Source organism: Nocardia sp. NPDC051052 (assembly GCF_044456045.1).
In the GTDB taxonomy this organism is placed as follows: domain Bacteria; phylum Actinomycetota; class Actinomycetes; order Mycobacteriales; family Mycobacteriaceae; genus Nocardia.
Map to the genome: position 1 here is coordinate 342,948 of NZ_JBITFL010000010.1, position 19,475 is coordinate 362,422.

The window sequence follows — 19,475 nt, forward strand, 5'->3', positions numbered from 1 at the left end:
AGCGCCGGTACTTGCCATGGCGATCGGCAGGGGCGGCCGTCAGGCGGTAGCGCCGAAACCCGCGCCCGCGCTGCCGCCGAGAATGCCACCGGCGACGCCACCAGCGACCGCGGCGGGGATACCAAGGATCGCGGCACCGGCGGCCGCGCCGACGCCCGCGCCGATCGCGGCACCGGCACCGGTGGTGGCCGCGGCGATCGGCCAGGCCGCGACAAAGGCGGCGCCGACCGCGGGCAGCGCACCCGCACCGCCGGTCGGGATGCCAGCGGCAGCGGCAGCGATCGCGCCACCGGCGGCGGTTCCGCCGACGCCGACCGCGAAGCCGATGCCGGCACCGACGCCGGCACCGATGGCGGCACCACCGAGTCCACCGACCACGGCGGCCGGGATGCCCGCGATCGCGGCACCGGCCAGTGCCCCGCCGACCGCGCCCGCGGCGGTCGCGGCGGCGATCTTGTCGGACCGGGTGGGGTTGATGCCGATGGAGCGGCCGCCGGTGGCGATGGCGGCCTCGACGTCGGCGGCGGTGGTGTTGACGCCGTCGAGCAGGTCGTTGGGGACCTCGTCGGGGGCCGGGGCGGAGAAGTCACCGATGCGCAGGGTGCGCGGCGGCGGGGCGATCGGGGCGACGGGCTCGACCGGCTGCGGCGCGTGCAGCTGCTCGGGCTCGATCGGCGGCACCGGTTCGGGCGCGGGGACCGGGCGGGCGTAGTTGAGGCTTTGCGAGTCGGCGGGGTCGGCCGGGGCGGGCTTCGCGCCGGTGACGCCCTGCTGGTTCGGGGTGGTGACGCCGGGCTGGCTCGGCGCGGGCGCGGGCGGGGCGGTCGGGCTGCTCGGCGTGGTCACGCCCGGCTGGGCCGGGGTGCCAGGATCGGCGACCGCCACGCCCGCGCAGGCGACCGCGATGGCCAGCGGGAGGGCGCCGACGATCGGGCGCAGGGTGCGCCGGGTCGTCGGATTGTTCAGTTCTCGATACCGACGAGCCACGTCGAAGCACCACCATCAGGTTGGGTCAGCCAGCACGTCCCCGCGTACTGCGCGCTCGAACCCTATCTGTAGCTGATCGGATGCTGTCAAATTAAGAAGGCAACTTCACCTGCCCCGGCTACATAGTCCCTGCCAGGCAAAATGTCTGAATCATCGCAATATTTCTCCTGAATCCTCCGCAAGAACTCAATTAGCTGAAAGATGACCAATACTCGATCGAGCATCGAGCTACCCCGTCTAACCACCTCGGCCAGAACCAGATTCACCCACCCAGGTACGCAACGATGTGGTCCCTGCGGCGTTCGGGTGTAGTCCTTTGGCCGCAGTCCCGACGCTACCTGCGGCGGATTCGGCGAGGCGGGGGCCGGTTACAGAATCGGTCTGCACGCACTCGCGGTCGACATCGACAGGCAAGACGGAGGGTGGACAGATGGCCACTGCAGCGGCTCGTTCGCCGGACTTCACGGATCAGCACGCCGTCGAGCCCGAATCGGCATCGCCCCGGATGGCGTGGCGGCCGGTACTCGCGGTCGCGGGGGTGGTCGGGCTGGCCTTGCTGATCGCCAGCCGCAACTACGGATACTTCTTCGACGAGGCCTATTTCGTGGTGGCCGGTCGAGATCACCTGGCGTGGGGCTACTTCGACCAGCCCGCGCTGGTGCCCGCGCTGGCGGCGGCGATGCATCACCTCGCGCCGGATTCGCTGATCATGCTGCGGCTGCCCGCCACGGTGGCGGCGGTCGCCGGGACCATCCTCACCGCGCTGATCGCGCGGGAGTTGGGCGGTGGCCGCGGCGCACAGGTGCTGGCCTCGATCGGGTACGCGCTGTCCTCGGCGGTGCTCCTGTGCCATTGGCTGGCAACGTATTCGCTGGATCCGGCGTTCTGGACCGCGATCGTCTGGTTGGTCGTCCGGTGGGCTCGGTTGCACGCGGCAGGACGGCCCGACGACCGATTGTTGTTGTATGCGGGCCTGGTGACAGTGTTTTCGCTGCAGACGAAGTTCCTGGTGCCCGCGCTGTGGGTGGCAATCGTGCTGTGCGCGTTGGTATTCGGGCCACGGCGACTGGTCACCCGCCCCGCGTTGTGGCTGGGTGGCGCCGTTGCCGCGCTGGCGACGGTGCCGAATCTGGTGTGGCAGCAACGAAATCAGTGGCCCTACACCCACATGTCCGAGGTGGTGGCCGCGGAATTCCCCGGCGTGGGGCGGTTCCTGTGGGATAGCGGGTCCGGGGCGGGGCTCGCGGTCGGGTTGCCGCTGCTGCTGATCGGTGTGCCCGCGCTGTTGGTCAGCACGAGGTTTCGGACGTACCGGTTCGCCGGTGCCGCGCTGGTCCTGGTTTTCCTTGCCTACCTGGCGAGTTCGGGTCGCTCGTACTACGCGTGCGGCTTGTACGCGCTACCGATCGCCGCGGGCGCGGTGATCGTGGCGGCCGCGGCTAAACACGTCGCCCTGCGCGCGCTGATCGCGGTCGCGCTGGCGATCGGCATCGCGATGGGCGCGGCGGCCGTCCCGGTGTACCCGCGCTCCTGGGCGGAGCGTATCCCGGACACCAGCCTCATGCTGACCGCGAAGGCGTTCGCCCAGTCCGACACCATGATCGGCGATCTCTCCGACGCCGTCACCGCGGCGTACAACGGGCTGCCCGATGACCTACGCACCCGGACGGCCATTGTCGCCGAAAGCTATCCGTTCGCCGCCGCCGTCGACCTGCATCATGACTCGACCGGCCTGCCAAGGGCCTACAGCGGGCATCGCGCCTACTACTACTTCGGCGCCCCACCCGAATCCGCCACCGCCGTCCTGTACCTCGGCACCCCACCCCCGGCACTCACCGCCGCGTTCGCCAGCTCTGAACCCGTAATCCCGGACCTGGCAACTCTTTTGGTCGACCGCACCGTCCCATGGAGCACCCTCTGGCCCCAACTACGAGCCCAATAGCGAACACCCGCCCACGACCTTCAGACGGACGACTCGCCACGCATCAGGGCACCAAGGGACTCCCGATCGGTGACGTCCATCTTGATGCAGGCACGGTAGAGATGCCCCTCCACGGTGCGGACCGAAACGGTGAGGCGGTCGGCGATCTGCCGGTTGGACAGCCCCGCCGCGACGAGATTGGCGATCTCGCGTTCGCGGGCGGTCAGCGGCAATGGCTGCGCGGCCTGCCGCAGTGCGGGCGTACTGGCCCCGCCGCAGGCCACGGCCAGGCGATTGGCCGCGGCGGCGGATTCCAGCAGTCTGCGACGATCACCCGCGCGCTCGTGCGCGGAGGCCGCCTGTGCGGCCGCGTCGGCTGCGGACAGCAACGCGCCGATCTGCTCGAATTCGGCTGCGGCGGCGTCGAGTCCCGGTCCGTCGTGCGCCGCGAGCGCGACCGCGTGCTTGGCCTGCGCCTGCACCAGCCTGCCGTCCACCCTGGCCGCGAGGTCGGCGAGCCTGCCCGCCGCGGAGTGTTCGCCGAAGCGGGCCGCGGCATGCAATGCCATGGCCTCGATCGCGTGCTGGTTCGAGCGGGCGGCCGAGTCGGCCGCACTCATCGCCAGGCGGATGGCCGGGGTGACGGTGCCCTCCGCGGCGGCGTGCCAGGCGCGCGCGATTTCGAGCTGTGGCTCGTAGACGGCGCTGTGCCTGCCGCCGCGCGCGGTCGCCTCTCCGATGGCCTCGGCCGCCTCGGTGCACCGGCCGAGCGCCGAATACGCCTCGGCCAGCCGGATTCTCGCGGGGAACATCCAGGCGGCCGCGCCTTCGGCGGCGAGCGCCGCCAGCGCCTGCTCCAGATTCTCGATGCCGTCCGGGAAATGCCCCTGCGCCACATCGACGGTGCCCTGCAAAATCTTGGACATGCCCCAAGCCAGAAACTGACCGGGCGCCGAGTAGCCGAAATACGCTGCGGCACAACGCCTGGCGGCCTCGAGATCGCCGATCAAGGTCAGCGCGAGCACCTCGGCGTGAGTCGACATGAAACGGTTGAGCCCGTCGATCTCGCTCTCCACCTCGTGCCCGCGTTCCGCGTACTGCCGCGCGGCCTCGCCCTTGCCCATCAGCGCCAGCGCGAGGCCGCCGCCGAAGGAGGCCCACCAGATCGCCCACGGCGGTGCGCCTTTCACCGACATCGCCTGCTCCGCCTCGGTGATCGCGATGTCGATCCGGTTCTCGTTGACCGCGCACGCGGAGGCGAGCCCGTCCAGGATGGCGCCGATCTTCGGATGGGTGACCTTGGCGCGCACCAGCTTCAGCACCTCGTCGGCCCGATCGGCGTCGCCCATGGCCCACAACAGATTCGCCACCCTGGTGCTGCCCCAGCGGGCCAGCTGCACCTCGGTGAGCTGGTCGGGGTCGAAGCTGGCCAATGTGCGTTCGGCCTCGATGCGATGGCCCTGCCACAGCAGCGCCCGCGCGAGCAGATCGGCCGACTCCACCCCGCCGCGACGCTCCACCGCCGCCCGGGCGAAGCGCTCGCCGAGCTGCAGATTCGCCAGTCCGATGGCGTCGGCGGCGGCCGCCTCGAACAGCTCGAGATCGGCGGATTTGTCACTGTCCAAAGCCAATTCGGCCAGCCGGATCCGGTCGGCGGCGGAGTTGATCGGCCGCTCCTTCAGCGAGGAGTACAGCCGACCGCGTAACCGGCGGGCCGAGGCGATGCCGAGCCTGCGCCGGATCACCTCGCCGAACAGCGGATGGTTGTAGCGCACGATCAGCTGGTGCGAATTCTCGACAACCCGGATGACGCCACGGGTTTCGGCGGATTCCACCGCCCCCTCCCCGGCCAGTTCGGACAGCACGTCGAGGTCGATCGGCTCGCAGAAGGTGAGCAGTTCCAGCACGTGCAGCACCTCCTCGGGCAGCTGCTCGACCCGATCCTCCAGCAGCGCGGCCAGTTCCGAGGTCACCGCCGCGCGCCCGCGCAGCTGCCACACGCCGTTCACCTGACGCAGCGATCCCGCCTCCAGCGCACCCTCCACCAAATGCCTGAGGAACAAGGCATTTCCACCGGAGGACTCCCACATCAGGTTCGCGGTGAACCCTTCGAGCTGCCCGCCGAGCATCGACTCGACCAGGTCGACGCTCTGCCGCTGAGTGAACGGATTCAGGTCGATGCGCAGCAGGTGGCCGTCTTTCCACAGCGAGGTCACCGCGTCGGGCACCGGCACCCCGCTGCGCACGGTGGTCACGATGTGCGCCGCCTTGTCGATGGCCAGTTGCAATAGCAGCGTCGCGGACAACTGGTCGAGCAGATGCGCGTCGTCGACGCCGATGATGGTGTGCCCGTCCGCGAGCAGCGCCTCCCGCGCCGCCGACATGAACGTCACCGGATCATGGGCGGTATATACGCCGACCATATGCGCGAACACCCCGAGCGGGATGCTGCGCGCCGATTCGGTGCCAGCCACCCAGCGAATATTGCCGCCGACCGCCGCCGTCGCCTGCCTGGCCAGCGTGGTCTTGCCGACACCGGCGTCGCCGGTGAGGACCGCACCGACATGTTCCGTGCCGGTGAGAGCCGCGCGAATCGCGTCGAACTCGGTCACACGCTCGACCATCGGCCAGTTCCGAGCCATAACTCTTACTGTAGTTCTAACCGATCATGGAACCCAGACAACGAACGATGAACGGCCACAATCATTCAGCCGGGCTATAACTTTCCGATCTCAGCCGAGCACGTCGTGCCGGACAATGGTCTGATCGCGACCCGGTCCGACGCCGATGCAGGAGATCCTGGCCCCGGACAGCTCCTCCAACCGCAGCACGTAGGCCTGGGCGTTCGCGGGCAGCTCCGCGAAGGTGCGGGCCCCGGAGATGTCCTCCCACCAGCCCGGCATCTCCTCGTAGATCGGCTTCGCGTGGTGGAACCCGGTCTGCGTGGTCGGCATCTGCTCGACCCGCTCGCCGTCTACGTCGTAGGCGACACAGATCGGCACCGTCTCCAGGCTGGACAGCACGTCGAGCTTGGTGAGGAAGTAGTCGGTGATGCCGTTGACGCGGGTCGCGTAGCGGGCGATGACCGCGTCGAACCAGCCGCAGCGCCGGGCCCGGCCGGTGGTGACACCCACCTCGCCGCCGGTCTTGGCCAGGTAGGTGCCGAATTCGTCGAACAGCTCGGTCGGGAACGGACCGGAGCCGACCCGGGTGGTGTAGCACTTGAGGATGCCGAGCACCGCGGTGATCTTGTTCGGCCCGACGCCCGCGCCGACCGCCGCGCCACCCGAGGTCGGGTTGGACGACGTCACATACGGGTAGGTGCCGTGGTCGACGTCCAGCAGGGTGCCCTGCGAACCCTCCAGCAGCACGGTCTCGCCGTTCTCCAGCGCCACGTTCAGCTTCAGCCTGGTGTCGGCGATGCGGTGCTTGAAACCCTCCGCCTGCGCGAGCACCTCGTCGACCACCTGCTGCGGGTCGAGCGCGCGCCGGTTGTAGATCTTCACCAGCACCTGGTTCTTGAACTCCAGGGCGGCCTCGACCTTCTGGGTGAGGATCTTCTCGTCGAGCACGTCGGCGACGCGCACGCCGACCCTGGCGACCTTGTCCTGGTAGCAGGGGCCGATGCCGCGGCCGGTGGTACCGATCTTGTTGTTGCCCAGGAAGCGCTCGGTGACCTTATCGATGGCCACGTGGTACGGCATGATCAGGTGCGCGTCGGCGGAGAGCAGCAGGCCCGAGGTGTCGACGCCGCGCTCCTCCAGTCCGGCCAGCTCATCGAGCAGCACGCCGGGGTCGATGACGACGCCGTTGCCGATGACGTTCGTCACGCCGGGAGTAAGGATGCCGGACGGGATCAGGTGCAGCGCGAAATTGTCGCCGTTGGGCAGCACCACGGTGTGGCCCGCGTTATTGCCACCCTGGTATCGGACCACCCACTGCACCCGGCCACCGAGTAGATCGGTCGCTTTGCCCTTACCCTCGTCGCCCCACTGGGCGCCGATCAGGACGATTGCCGGCATGGTTCTATCTCCTACGGTTCGACGTGCAACACCCTGAGCGATGGCGTGTTGCAGCTACTGCCGTGTCGAGGCGGTGGCCGGGAGCACAGTCTAGTCGACGCGTCGGCGGCGGCGTCGGACCGCATCTGGCCGTAGTCTGATTGGCGGCGCTCGTGAGCCCTCCGTGGGTACGCGGCGCCGCCGCCTACGAGCCTGCCGCGCACGCCGCAGGGCTCGACGACCAGGTGACCGCAGCCGGGCCGGGCTATGGTTGCTGCCGTCGGGACCGGGCAGGGTCCGGCGGAACTGGCGAAGGGTCCGACGGTGTGTCGGCTCGAACCGAGGAGGGTGTACGGCAGTTTGAGTACCCACGTTCTCCGTTGCGACGGCGCACCGGTACCTATCGCCCTCGCGGCGCTGCCGACCAGTTCGACGGCCGCCATTCCCGATACCACCGAGATCGACGAACTTCTTCCCGTGCTGGCCGCCGACAGCCTGCCTCGGCTGATCGTGCTCGGTGACGACGCGGCGCTGGCCACCGTGCTGACCCACCTGATGCGCACCGAACGGTTACACGTGGAGATCGGCTACGTGCCGGTCGAGAAGACCTACGGCTCCCGCGCCTATCAGACGGGGACCGGAAATGCCGCCGCCAAGCGGGCCATCGATGGCCGGGCCACCGAGGTGCCGCTGATCCGCGACGACACCGGCCAGGTGCTGGTCGGTCGTGCCAAGATCACCGGCGTCGGCGAGGAAAAGCTGGAGGGGGAGGCCTACGTGGACGACGTGCAACTGTTCGCAGGCAAGATCACCGCGATGCTGGTGTCGCCGGCGCTGCACCAGCCGGGCGTGCGGGCCACCGCGCAGCGGGGCATGCGCAGGCGCCGCTGGGTCGAGGGGCGCGCCGCTCAGCTCGGCACGCCGGGCGCGGTGGTGACCCGGGACGGCATTCGCAGCGAGCGGACCGTGCCGCGTTCCAGTTTCTACCGGCACAACGAGCCATGGTTGCTGGTCCGATGACCGACCGGTTCTCCATCGAACGCCGCTCGCGCGCGGTGCGGCCGAGCCCGATCTTCCTGCTCGTCGTGCTCATCACGGTCGTCGGCGGCGTGCTGGCCTGGGGCGCCGAGGTGGACTCCACCCGCGCCAAGGTCGGCGTGTTCGTGCTGGTGGTGTTCGGCTGGATCATCACGCTCTGCCTGCACGAATTCGCGCACGCGTTCATGGCCTGGCGGGCCGGCGATCACGAGGTCGAATTGCGCGGGTACCTCACGCTGAACCCGTTGAAGTACAGCCATCCGCTGCTGTCGATCGTGCTGCCGATGGTGTTCATCGCACTGGGCGGCATCGGCCTGCCCGGCGGCGCGGTATACGTGCACACACACAACTTTTCGCCGCGCACGCAACGGATCATCAGCGGCGCGGGCCCGGCGGTCAACGCGCTCTGCGCGGTGCTGCTGTTGGTGATCGTGCGGATATTCGGCAGTGCCGGTTCACATCCCGCGCTGTGGTTCGGGCTGAGCTTCCTCGGGTTCCTGCAGATCACCGCGGCCCTGCTGAACCTGATCCCGCTGCCGGGACTGGACGGCTACGGAATTCTCGAGCCATCGCTCAGCTACCAGACCCGGCGCGCGCTCGATCAATTCAAGCCGTTCGGCATGCTGATCCTGTTCGCGCTGCTCTTCACCCCCGCCATCAACGGGATCTTCTTCGACGCGGTGTACGCGTTGTTCGAAGTGTCTGGGGTGCCATCGAATTGGTCCCGCTACGGCAGCTATCTGACGCGTTTCTGGACCTGACAGCACGCCGCCGACGGGAGCTCGGCGGCGATTCGACCGAGTCCGAACTCGATGATGAATACGGGACAAATAGGGTAACCCCCGAAGCAAGATCGGCGGCAACCATCCGCTGACCCGCGCCCGTACAGCGAAAGCCGGCCGACCGTCGGTTATTTCGCTTGCCAGAAGCTAGACGTTGGAGCAGAACCATGACCAACACGCAAGCAACGACGGTCCTTTCCGTGGTGATTCCCGCGCTGAACGAAGCGAAGAACATCGTGCGCACCCTGGACCGTCTCGTCGTCCAGGACGCGATCGACGAGATCATCGTCGTCGACAACGGCAGCCAGGACGACACCCGGCAGATCGTGCGCGACTACGCGGTCGCCCACCCGGCGGTCACCCTCATCGAGGAACCGGAACCTGGCATCCCGGCCGCGCGCAACGCCGGATTCGACAGGGCGCGAGGCGATTTCCTCGCAAGGACCGACGCGGACACGCTGGTCGGGCCGGACTGGGCCGAGGTCATCCGGCACAACCTGACCGCGCGTCCGGACACCGCCGCCCTCACCGGCATCACCACCTATCACGACTCGCCGATCGGCTTCTTCCTGAAATTCGGCCTGTACCTGCAGGATCGGCGCGGCAAGCTGGGCGGCCCCGTCGGCAACATGCACGGCCCCAACATGGCCATCCGCCGGTCCGCGTGGCGGGCGGTGCGCGCGGAGACCACGACGAAGCCGGACGTTGCCGAGGATCTGGACCTGGCGTTGTGCCTGACCAAACGCGGGCTCCGGATCGACCAGCTGACGAACATGCGGGTCGAGACCTCCGCCCGACGCCGCAGGACCGGCCCGCGCGACTGGTGGCGATTCCAGCTGACCGGGTTGCGCACCATCACCGACCAGGGCTATCAGGTGCGCCCGTTCCATCGGGCCGTGATCGTGGGCGCCTGGCTGACGCATACCGTGCAGTGGCCGATCTACCGGCTCTGGGATTTCGACCGGCGCCGCTTCACGCTGCGTCCGGCGCCGGCCCGGGTCTCCGCGGTCGGCGACACGTCGAGTCCCACCTGACACTGGTGCCCCAAAGGCTTGGGGATTCTGTCTGTGCGCCAAGACAACTAGGGTCGAACCCGTGATCATCTCGGGCGGGCCCGCCCGGTAATCAGCAGCTTTCGCGGTCGCGTGCATCGACCGTTCCCGGACCTGGCCACGAACTGTGGCCAGGTCCCACACACCTCATCCCCAAAGCCACACGTCTGTTCTGGGCAGGTAACAGACCGTTCTGGTGGTAATTCCGCATGCCCGACTGAGAATTGGAGCAACACCACCATGAGCACCCCCGATTCGGCGACGGCGCTATCGATCGTCATCCCGGTGCTGAACGAGGCCGCGTGCATCACGCGAACCCTCGACCGCCTCGTGGCCCAGGACGCGATCGACGAGATCATCGTGGTCGACAACGGCTCCGACGACGGCACCCGCGAAATCGTCAGCGACTACGCGCTCAGCCACCCGAAAGTCGAACTCGTCGAGGAACCACAGCGCGGTGTCGCGCGGGCCCGCAACACCGGATTCGACAAGGCGCGTGGCGATTTCATCGGACGCACCGACGCCGACTGCCTGGTCGCACCCGACTGGGGCACCGTCATCCGGAGGCACCTGACCGATCATCCCGACGTCGCCGCGGTCACCGGCATCACCACCTACTACGACTCGCCGGTCGGCTTCCTCCTGAAATTCGGCTATTACCTGCAGGATCGGCGCGGCAAGCTCGGCGGCCGGGTCGGCAACATGCACGGCCCGAACATGGCCATCCGCCGCACCGCCTGGCTGGAAGTGCGAGAGGACACCGTGGTGCGGCCGGACGTGATCGACGATCTCGACCTGGCGCTGTGCCTGACCAAGCGCGGCCTGCCGATCGACCAGCTCATCGACATGCGGGTCGAGACCTCGGCCCGGCGCCGCCGGACCAGTCCGAGCCGCTGGTGGCAGTTCCAATTGGGTGGCCTGCGCACCATCACCAACCAGGGTTACCAGGTGTTGCCGTTCCACCGGGTCGTCATCGTCGGCGCCTGGCTGGCGCACACCGTGCAGTGGCCGATCTACCGACTCTGGGATTTCGACCGGCGCCGCTTCACGCTGCGACCGGGTCAGGCCAGGATGTTCCCGCTCAGCGAAGCGGAAAACGGCAGCTGACGAACGCGGAGCCGCCCGGCCGGACCCCGGCCCAGGCGGCTCCACTCCTCGCATCGGGCGAACTGCCCCTACCCGCGGCCACCACACCTATGGCCTAGGGGCGGTTCGCTTGTGTGCGAAGTGGTCGACCGCGACACCCCTCGTTCGATCGCGGTCACTTGTTCAAGTTATGCGGCGAGGGTTGCCGGAACACGAGTAGCGGACTACCCCAAAGAGCAGCGCCGGCGCCCGGGCGAAGGCGGATGACCACCCGCATCTGGCACGAGTGTCCAAAATCCGCTGAGTAGTGCTCAGTCCTCAGGCGTCACGAACGGCTTGGGCACCGTCGGCGGAAGCAGCGCGATCGCGGAGATGCGCTTCACCCCGCACACCTGCATCAGGTCGACCACGATCGATCGCACCTGCGCGAACACGACATGGGCCGAAAGTCCGGCGCCCTCAACGAGTTCCGGACGCGCCTCCTTGGCGACGGTGCGCAGCACCCTGGCCGCCTCGGCCTGGTCGGGCTGCTCGCCCGGGTCGGCGAGCATCATCCGGCGCACCACTTCGCTTGCCTGGCCGAGCCGTTCGACCTCGTCGATCAGGCGCGGGTCGAGTATCTCGTCGTCCTGCACCAGGGTGAGCGAGCGGCGCAGCAGCACCCTGGTGTTGCGCACCGAGTTGTCCAGCGGATCCGCGGTGGCCTTGATGCGTTCGAGGCGAGCCCGAGAATTCCAGTACAGCGGGGAGATTCGGCTGATCTCCTTGCCGCCCTCCAGCGTCGCGCGCAGCGTATCCAGCTGCGGTTGCGTCGCACGAACCGCCGCGAGTGCCGCGCGCAGCTTGTCGGGATCCTGTTCGAGCAGGCCATCGCCGCACTCGGTGAGCGACTTGCTCATCACCGCAAGGATTTCCGCGGCCTGCTCGCGGGCGCGCCGCACCGGGTGCAGCGGAATCGAGGCCACCACAACAACTCCCACCAGCCCGCCGACCAGTGCGTCGATCATCCGGGAGAAGCCGCCGCCCGCCGAGGGCGGCAGCAGCGTCGCGACCAGCACGGCGGAACCGGCCGCCTGCATGGTGATGATCGATCCGCCGTCGAGGAACACCGCGGCGGCCATGGCCACCGCGACCACCAACGCGATCTGCCACACGCCGGTGCCCGCCCTGGTGATGAACAGGTCGCCGATGCCGATGCCGACCGCGACACCGACCACCAATTCCACCGAACGCCGCAGCCGCGCGCCGAACGAGATACCGATCGACACCACGGCCGCGGTGGGCGCGAAGAACGGCTGCGGGTGACCGACGAGCTCGCGCGCGATGAACCAGGCCAGCGCCGCGCCCACCGCGCACTGCAGAATCGGCAACGCGGACAGCCGCAACCGCGCCCACGAGGCACGCAGCCGATCCATGCTGCTGGCCCGGGCGACGCCGACGCGGGGTCTGATATTGAGGTCGAGCACACCCGTCACCCGACCGCCGCCGCCCATCGGATCGCTTCGCGATACTGCTTCACTACAGCTCAGTCGAGACCGAGCTCGGCCGCGGCACGCGGGTCGCAATCCTCGAGCAGATCCAAGCAGCGCGCGTACTCCTCGGACTCGCCGATAATCTTGGCGGCCCGGGCCAGCGCGCCGACGCTGCGCAGAAAACCACGGTTGGGCTCGTGGCTCCACGGCACCGGCCCGAAGCCCTTCCACCCGTTGCGACGCAACAGATCGAGGCCGCGGTGGTAGCCGGTGCGGGCGAACGCGTATGCGGCGACTACGTCGTGGTTGATCGGTTCGTCCTGGGCTTCGCCCCTGGTCAGCGCGGCTTCGGCCAGGTAGGCCCAGGCGATGGACGCGGCCGGATGGTCGGCCGCGACGCGCACCGGATCGGTCTTGTCGAGCAACGCTTCTTCCGCGTCGGAGATTTCGGGGAGGAGTACCGGTTGCGGGCCGAGCAGATCACCGAACGAGGTCATGCGGTTCATTGTGCACCGATGTCCGATTACCTTCGCATTCGCTCCGGCCAACAGACCGACATTCGCCGCGGCCATGCGCGGTCTGAAGTCGGACTTCGTTCGGGTGTGCCCGTTAAGCTGGCCGTCGAGTTCAACTGTTCCGCCTGAGCGAGGGGTAGTGCGTGTCCGACCCGAACGACGACAAGAACCCGGCGCGGGAGAGCGCCGACCCGGCAACCCCGGCCGCGGCCGACGCACGCCCCGACGCCACCACGGAACGCAACCCGGTCGCGGGAGCCCGGCCCGGCGAACCCTCGCCCGCCGCGCCCACCCGGCCCATCCCCGCTAGGGGTACGCCTGGCACCGCGACTCCGGCGGCCGCGGGTTCGGCCACGCCCGGCGCGGAGAACTCCGGCTCGACTCCGGGCAAGTCCGGCGCGCCGGCCGCCTCCGCCACTTCGGGAAGTACGGACTCCGGCGCATCGAAGGCCCCGAATGCGGGCCGAGCTGTAGGCGGCTCGGCGGCCGGGAGTAGTCCGGCTTCCGCGAGTAGTGCACCCGCGTCGCCGGACAAGAATGCCGCGGCGGCCGGTGCTCCGAAGACCGGCGCGACGCCCGGAAATACCGCGGCGGCAACCCCTTCCGCACAGGCAGGCGCATCGGCTGGTGCGAAGCCCGGCCAGGCGACCCCCGCCGACCCGCCTTCCACCGCCGGGCAACAGCCAGGTTCGGCAGACCCCGGTGCCATTCCCAAAGTCAGCGCACCGGCTCAACCCACGAATCCGCCTGGCGCGGCAGCTCCGCGTTCCGGATCCGCCGACGCGGCGAAGCAGGCGACCGCAGGAGACTCGACGGAGCGGCGCGGATCGGATTCCGCCGGTACCGCGACCCCCCGTGCGGGCGGTGACAACGCACCAGGCAGCGGAACTGCCGTTAATGCTTCGGCAGGCGCGAAAACTGGTGCGGCGCAACAGGGCAGCCCTGCTTCGAGCAAGCGCTCCGCAGCCGGGGGCACCGGCGACGCCGCGACCGAAGCAATCCAACGCGACGGCCAGAAGAAGTCCGCCCCCGCAGCTGCCGAGTCCGCAACGCCTGCGCCGGGCTCGAAAACCCCGGCCGCGCAAAAGGACAAGTCGCCGTCCGGCAACCTGGTTGCCGACATCGCCAAGGGTGGCGCCTCCGGCGGGACGGCGGAAACCCCCGCGATCAAGCGCGACGACGCGCAGCCGTCCGGCCCCGCTCCGGCGAGCACGAATACGCCGCGCGTTCCGGGAGCACCCACCGCGCCCAGCTCGAAACCCGCTGCCGCGCAACAGAACAGCCCCGCCTCCGGCAGTGCCGCACCAACCGTGCCCGATACCGCCCGATCCGATAAGTCCGTCGGCGCGACGGCCGCGCCGGCCGGGGCCGCTCCGGCGACCGGTGCTGCCCAAGGCGAAACGCCCAGCGGCGCAGCCGCGTCCGAGGCAAAGACCGTGGCGATCAAACGCGGCGCTGCCGGTGCAGCCAAGGTCGGTGCGCCCGGCAAGCCCGCCGAAACCGCGCAGCCAGCCGAAACCCCGCACGCCGCACCGAAGGACGACGTACCGGACGGGGACGCGCCGACCACGGTGATGCGGGTGCAGCAGCGGCCCACACCGCCGGTCGAGGAGGCCGCTCCCGACGCGGACACCGTCAAAATGCAGACGGGCACGCAGGGCACCGGCCAACAGGCACCGCCGGGTTCCGAAGACGTGACCATGGCTATGCCGGTGCTCGAGCCGGACGACACGCAGACCGTCGCGCTGCCGATCCAGCGCCCCGCCGACGCGCCGAAGCCCGCCGGGACCGACCGGGTCACGCCGAGCGCGGGCCGCGCGCCGATCACCAGGCCCCCGGCCACGCCGCGCCCCGCCCCCGGCCCGAAACAGCCCGGCTCGCAAGGACCTTCGTCGCCACCGGGCGGTCCCGCACCGGTCGAGGACACCCGACCGGCACCGCCGCATCCCGGCCTGCCCCGACAGCAGGCCTCGGCGCCCTCCCCCGCGGATATTCAGCCGACGATGCCCGCACAGCAGCTCGGCGGCCAACGGCCGCCGCAACCGAGGCCGATCGCACAGCCGCAGCGGATCACCCCGCCCGCGCAGGCACCGGCCGCCCCTGGCGAGCCCGCGTCCGCACCGGGCCGCTCCAAGCGGTGGCTGCTCGCGGTGGCGGGTGCCGCCGCGCTGGTGGTCGTGTTGATCGGGGTGATCGTGGCGGTGTTCGTGAACTCGACGGACAACTCGCCGGAGACCAAGGTCCGCGCCGCCATCACCGATTACACCCAGGCGCTGAAGACCGGTGACCTGACCACGCTGCAGAGCACCACCTGCGGTCCGCTGCACGACTTCTACCAGGGCATTCCCGCGGATCAGTTCGCCGGCGTGCATCAGCTGTCGACGGACCGGCGCACCATCCCGGTGGTGGACGAGGTCGATGCGGTCAAGATCACCGACAAGACCGCGGTCGCGCAGGCCACGGTCTACACCGAGGCCGATCCGAACAAGCGCTCCGCGCGCACCTTCGATCTCCAGCAGACCGACAACGGCTGGAAGGTCTGCGACCCGCCGACCAGTACTCCGTAAACAGCACGAAACGTGAAATAGGCTGCCCGCCCGCCGGGCGGTCTATTTCTCGTTTTATAGCTGATAGACATCACTGCCAATTGGTGCAAAAGGCACGTCACGGGCAGGTAAATGACGAATAGGCAAATTCGATAGCAATTCCGTATCGATCGGCGGTAGCGCTGCTCACACTCAGCTGGTCAACGGTCCTGTTCATTAGTAGCGTGGCCGCATCATGGGCAGGGAACAGACGATGGCGCTCGAAACCGATGACGTGCAACAGACGGCAACGCTGGCCGGACAGCGGTTCCGTGTGCGGGACCACTACGAGGTCGGCCGGGAAAAGATCCGCGAGTTCGCACGGGCGGTGCAGAATCACCACGGCGCCCATCATCAGGAAGCCGACGCGCACAAGCTCGGCCACGACGGTGTCGTCGCGCCGCCGACCTTCGCCTCGGTCATCGGTTCATCCGGCACCCGATCGCTGCTCGAATCGGTGCTGACCGAATACGACCTGTCCCAGATCCTGCAGACCGACCAGGTGTTCCAGGCCTACCGGCCCATCCTGGCCGGTGACCGGCTCACCAGCGAGATCCTGATCGAATCGATCCGCCAGTTCGGCGACAACGATTTCGTCGTGGTCCGGTCCGCCCTGGTCAACCAGCGCGGCGAGCTCGCGCTGATCGGCTCGACCACGATCGTGGCGCGCCGCGGCGTCGAGGTGGACCCGAGCCTCACCGACGTGGTCGACAACATCATGATGCACGGCCAGGTGGTCGAATTCCCTACGGCCGAAGACGGATTGGACGACAGCTCGGCGCTGATCCCGCTCGGCCTCGGCGAGCTGCCCGCCCCGGCCGCCGACCGCGAGATCGCGCCGGTGCAGACGCTGCCCGACTTCGACCAGCTCGCCGTCGGCGATCAGCTCCCGGCCGGCTCGTTCCGGCTGGCCCGCGGCGACCTGGCCAATTACGCGGGCGTGTCCGGCGACGCCAACCCGATCCACTTCAGCGACCATGCCGCCCAGCTGGTCGGCCTGCCGACGGTGGTCGCGCACGGCATGCTGACGATGGGCCTGGCCGGTGGCTACCTGACCTCCTGGCTCGGCGATCCGACCGCCATCGAGAAGTTCAGCGTGCGGTTCTCCGGCTTCGTGCCGGTGTCGGCGAACGCGGCGAGCACGGTGGACTTCGTCGGCCGGATCAAGTCGCTCGAGCCGAAGACCCGCACCGCGACCGTCGTGCTCGGCGGCACCTCGGAGGGCCGAAAGCTGTTCGGGCGGGCCATCGCTGAGGTCCGGCTGACTCAATAACCGGCTCTTGGCATAGTCGCCGCAGGACAGCATGGTTCGTCGGCTCACAGATAACCCACACCCCATCGCGCCAGGTTTCGGCGCACGATGGATATCGTGAGCTACTCAGTAATGCGCCGCGTGGCACCCGCGATCGGCGCCGCGTGTCTCGTGGCCGGCGCCATCGCGCTGGTGCCGTCGACCGCCGCCGCCGCACCCATCGCCGCCGCGATTTCCAGCCCCGATGATTCCTGGCCGACGCCGGACCGCGACGGCAAAAGCGACGACGACCAGAAGAAGAAAAAGAAGCGATCGGCCAAGATCTACACCGACTGCGATCAAGTACGCGCCGAGGGCGCCGGGCCGATCTACCGCGGCGATCCCAGCTACAACTCGTTCCTCGACCAGGACGGCAACGGCATCGCCTGCGACGACTGACCGCTACTGCGCGGCCTGGAAGGTCAACATCGTTGCACCGATCCGGATCTCGTCCCCGTCGGCGAGCAGCGCGCCGTTCTCGATCGGGTCGTCGTTGACGTAGACGCCGTTGGCCGAGTGCAGGTCTTTGATCAGCAGGCCGGCCCGGCTCGGCATGATGTGCGCGTGATACCGGCTGGCCTTCGGGTCGTCGAGCACCAGGTCGTTGTCGGTCATCCGGCCGATCCGCAGGCCGCCCTGCGCGATCGCGACCACCCGGCCGTCGGGCATCCGCAGCTGTCCGCTGCGCACCGTGCTCGGCGCCTCGGTGACGGTCTCGGTCATCGCCGCGGCCATCCGTTCGACCTGCCGGTGTTCGGCCGCGCCGAGCGGTTCCTGGCGCAGCACCCGGTGTTCGAGCTCGATCAGCGCCGGACCCGGATCGATGCCGAGCTCGTCGGCGAGCACGGCACGCACCCGGCGGCACGCGTCGAGCGCGTCGGCCTGCCGGCCGGACAGATACAGCGCGGTGATCAACTGACCCCACAGCGGCTCGCGCAGCGGATGCTCGCCGGTCATCGAGACCAGCTCGCCGATCACCGATGAGGCACGGCCCAAGGCGATTTCGGCATCGATCCGGGCCGAGGCGACGGCGAGGCGCTCCTCGTCCATCGCGGTGGCGAAGCCGTCGGCGAACTGCAAGCCGGTGAGATCGGCCAGCGCGCGGCCGGTCCATTCACGCAACGCGGCACCGTAAAGCTGGGCGGCACCGGCATGATCGCCGAGCGCGGCCGCCCGGCTACCGGCCTCCCGCGTCGCCTCGAAACGGCCGAGATCGCAGGCGGTCTCGGCCACTTCCAGGCGATAGCCGGAAGATTCGGTGCGCAACACCGTCGCCGGATCCACACCCGAATTACGCAGCGCCTTACGGATATTCGAGACGAATACCTGCAGGCTGGCCGCGTAGGAGTCGGGTGGATCCTCGTTCCACACCATGTCGGCCAGCGCGGCCGACGACACGGCGCGGCGCCGATTCACGGTGAGCGCGGCTAACAGAGCCCGCGGCTTGGGCCCGCCGACCGCCACCGGCTCACCGCCGACGAGCAACCGGACGGGCCCGAGCACGCGCACATCCAGACACATGAGCTGTCGAGCCCCCGGTGGGTTGATGAGTGGGTCAGGCGCTGATCGACCTTCCCGCGGACTTCAGATCATTGCATGCCTCGGTGACACGTGCCGCCATCGAGGTTTCGGCCTTCTTGAGGTAGCTGCGCGGGTCGTAGACCTTCTTGTTGCCGACCTCGCCGTCGATCTTCAGCACACCGTCGTAGTTGCTGAACATGTGGCCGGTGATCGGCCGGGTGAACGCGTACTGGGTGTCGGTGTCGACGTTCATCTTCACCACGCCGTAGCGCAGCGAATCCTCGATCTCCGACTTCAGCGAGCCGGAACCGCCGTGGAAGACGAAGTCGAACGGCTGCGCGTCCTGGCTCAGGCCGAGCTTGGCCGCGGCCACCCGCTGGCCCTCGGCCAGCACCTCTGGCTTGAGCTTGACGTTGCCCGGCTTGTACACACCGTGCACGTTGCCGAACGTCGCGGCGAGCAGGTACTTGCCGTTCTCGCCGGCGCCGAGCGCGTCGATGGTCTTCTGGAAGTCCTCCGGCGAGGTGTAGAGCTTGTCGTTGATCTCGGCCTCGACGCCGTCCTCTTCGCCGCCGACGACACCGATCTCGACCTCGAGAATGATGTTGGCCTGCGCACACGCCTTCAGCAGTTCCTTGGCGATCTCGAGGTTCTCGTCGATCGGGATCGCGGAACCGTCCCACATGTGCGACTGGAACAACGGCGGCTGCCCGTTCTTCACCCGCTCTTGGGAAATGGCGACCAGCGGCCGGACGAACCCGTCCAGCTTGTCCTTCGGGCAGTGGTCGGTGTGCAGCGCGATGGTGATGTCGTACTTCGCGGCGATCACGTGCGCGAATTCGGCCAGCGCGACCGAACCGGTCACCATGTCCTTCACGCCAAGGCCGGAACCGAATTCGGCACCGCCGGTGGAGAACTGGATGATGCCGTCGCTACCCGCGTCCGCGAAGCCCTTGATGGCCGCGTTGATCGTCTCCGACGACGTGCAGTTGATGGCGGGGAAGGCAAAGGAGTTCGCTTTGGCCCGACCGAGCATCTCGGCGTAGACCTCCGGAGTCGCGATGGGCACAGTAAGACCTCCGTGATTGTTGCGGCAAAGACCTATTTTGTCAGCCACCACCCTAGGACAGCGGTGTTTCGCCTGGTATCCAGGGCGGGCGCAGCGGCGCCGTCGCCGGTGACCAGCCGGTAGTCCACTCGGAACCATCAGGTGACCAGTCGGTA

At 68.7% G+C, this 19,475-nt stretch carries 15 protein-coding genes; 8 read left to right on the forward strand and 7 right to left on the reverse strand.

Annotation, left to right across the window (positions count from 1 at the left end; all coding sequences use genetic code 11):
* Nucleotides 1-39: 39 nt before the first annotated feature.
* Complete coding sequence (locus tag ACIBCN_RS32265) at nt 40-987, reverse strand: hypothetical protein (RefSeq protein WP_396995470.1); 948 nt, start codon at nt 985-987, stop codon at nt 40-42.
* Between the two features lie 430 nt (nt 988-1,417).
* Between ACIBCN_RS32265 and ACIBCN_RS32270 the strand changes: the two genes are divergently transcribed.
* Nucleotides 1,418-2,929: an ArnT family glycosyltransferase gene (locus tag ACIBCN_RS32270; RefSeq protein WP_396995471.1), complete on the forward strand. Its 1,512-nt coding sequence runs from the start codon at nt 1,418-1,420 to the stop codon at nt 2,927-2,929.
* A 20-nt stretch (nt 2,930-2,949) separates the two neighbouring features.
* Here ACIBCN_RS32270 and ACIBCN_RS32275 read toward each other — a convergent pair whose 3' ends face one another.
* On the reverse strand, nt 2,950-5,550 hold the full coding sequence (locus ACIBCN_RS32275) for a LuxR C-terminal-related transcriptional regulator (RefSeq protein ID WP_396995472.1): 2,601 nt from the start codon (nt 5,548-5,550) through the stop codon (nt 2,950-2,952).
* A gap of 90 nt (nt 5,551-5,640) precedes the next feature.
* Nucleotides 5,641-6,930, reverse strand: a complete 1,290-nt coding sequence (locus tag ACIBCN_RS32280) for an adenylosuccinate synthase (protein ID WP_396995473.1) — start codon at nt 6,928-6,930, stop codon at nt 5,641-5,643.
* 339 nt (nt 6,931-7,269) lie between these two features.
* Between ACIBCN_RS32280 and ACIBCN_RS32285 the strand changes: the two genes are divergently transcribed.
* The 4 genes from ACIBCN_RS32285 to ACIBCN_RS32300 all read left to right on the forward strand — a co-directional run bounded on the left by ACIBCN_RS32285 (nt 7,270) and on the right by ACIBCN_RS32300 (nt 10,888).
* The gene (locus ACIBCN_RS32285) at nt 7,270-7,929 is read left to right on the forward strand and encodes a hypothetical protein (RefSeq protein WP_396995474.1); all 660 of its coding nucleotides are present in this window, start codon (nt 7,270-7,272) and stop codon (nt 7,927-7,929) included.
* On the forward strand, nt 7,926-8,708 hold the full coding sequence (locus tag ACIBCN_RS32290; protein WP_396995475.1) for a site-2 protease family protein: 783 nt from the start codon (nt 7,926-7,928) through the stop codon (nt 8,706-8,708). Before ACIBCN_RS32285 ends, ACIBCN_RS32290 begins: the two co-directional genes overlap by 4 nt.
* Before the next feature lie 188 nt (nt 8,709-8,896).
* Nucleotides 8,897-9,763 carry a glycosyltransferase gene (locus ACIBCN_RS32295; RefSeq protein WP_396995476.1) on the forward strand — a complete coding sequence of 289 codons (867 nt, stop codon included), beginning with the start codon at nt 8,897-8,899 and terminating at the stop codon, nt 9,761-9,763.
* A gap of 258 nt (nt 9,764-10,021) precedes the next feature.
* The gene (locus ACIBCN_RS32300; protein WP_396995477.1) at nt 10,022-10,888 is read left to right on the forward strand and encodes a glycosyltransferase; all 867 of its coding nucleotides are present in this window, start codon (nt 10,022-10,024) and stop codon (nt 10,886-10,888) included.
* A 290-nt stretch (nt 10,889-11,178) separates the two neighbouring features.
* Here ACIBCN_RS32300 and ACIBCN_RS32305 read toward each other — a convergent pair whose 3' ends face one another.
* Both ACIBCN_RS32305 and ACIBCN_RS32310 read right to left on the reverse strand, forming a co-directional pair.
* The gene (locus tag ACIBCN_RS32305) at nt 11,179-12,282 is read right to left on the reverse strand and encodes an aromatic acid exporter family protein (RefSeq protein WP_396995539.1); all 1,104 of its coding nucleotides are present in this window, start codon (nt 12,280-12,282) and stop codon (nt 11,179-11,181) included.
* A gap of 110 nt (nt 12,283-12,392) precedes the next feature.
* Complete coding sequence (locus ACIBCN_RS32310; protein ID WP_396995478.1) at nt 12,393-12,845, reverse strand: DUF3151 domain-containing protein; 453 nt, start codon at nt 12,843-12,845, stop codon at nt 12,393-12,395.
* Between the two features lie 152 nt (nt 12,846-12,997).
* Between ACIBCN_RS32310 and ACIBCN_RS32315 the strand changes: the two genes are divergently transcribed.
* The 3 genes from ACIBCN_RS32315 (at nt 12,998) to ACIBCN_RS32325 (ending at nt 17,129) form a co-directional block, all read left to right on the forward strand.
* Nucleotides 12,998-15,421, forward strand: a complete 2,424-nt coding sequence (locus ACIBCN_RS32315; protein ID WP_396995479.1) for a hypothetical protein — start codon at nt 12,998-13,000, stop codon at nt 15,419-15,421.
* A gap of 214 nt (nt 15,422-15,635) precedes the next feature.
* The gene (locus ACIBCN_RS32320; protein ID WP_396995480.1) at nt 15,636-16,712 is read left to right on the forward strand and encodes a fused (3R)-hydroxyacyl-ACP dehydratase subunits HadA/HadB; all 1,077 of its coding nucleotides are present in this window, start codon (nt 15,636-15,638) and stop codon (nt 16,710-16,712) included.
* Nucleotides 16,713-16,808: 96 nt separating this feature from the next.
* Nucleotides 16,809-17,129: an excalibur calcium-binding domain-containing protein gene (locus ACIBCN_RS32325; RefSeq protein WP_396995481.1), complete on the forward strand. Its 321-nt coding sequence runs from the start codon at nt 16,809-16,811 to the stop codon at nt 17,127-17,129.
* A 3-nt stretch (nt 17,130-17,132) separates the two neighbouring features.
* Here the strand turns inward: ACIBCN_RS32325 and ACIBCN_RS32330 are convergent, their stop codons facing one another.
* Together ACIBCN_RS32330 and fbaA are read right to left on the reverse strand one after the other, a co-directional pair.
* Complete coding sequence (locus ACIBCN_RS32330) at nt 17,133-18,251, reverse strand: BTAD domain-containing putative transcriptional regulator (protein ID WP_396995482.1); 1,119 nt, start codon at nt 18,249-18,251, stop codon at nt 17,133-17,135.
* Nucleotides 18,252-18,285: 34 nt separating this feature from the next.
* Nucleotides 18,286-19,320: a class II fructose-bisphosphate aldolase gene (fbaA, locus tag ACIBCN_RS32335; RefSeq protein ID WP_396995483.1), complete on the reverse strand. Its 1,035-nt coding sequence runs from the start codon at nt 19,318-19,320 to the stop codon at nt 18,286-18,288.
* Nucleotides 19,321-19,475: the final 155 nt, after the last annotated feature.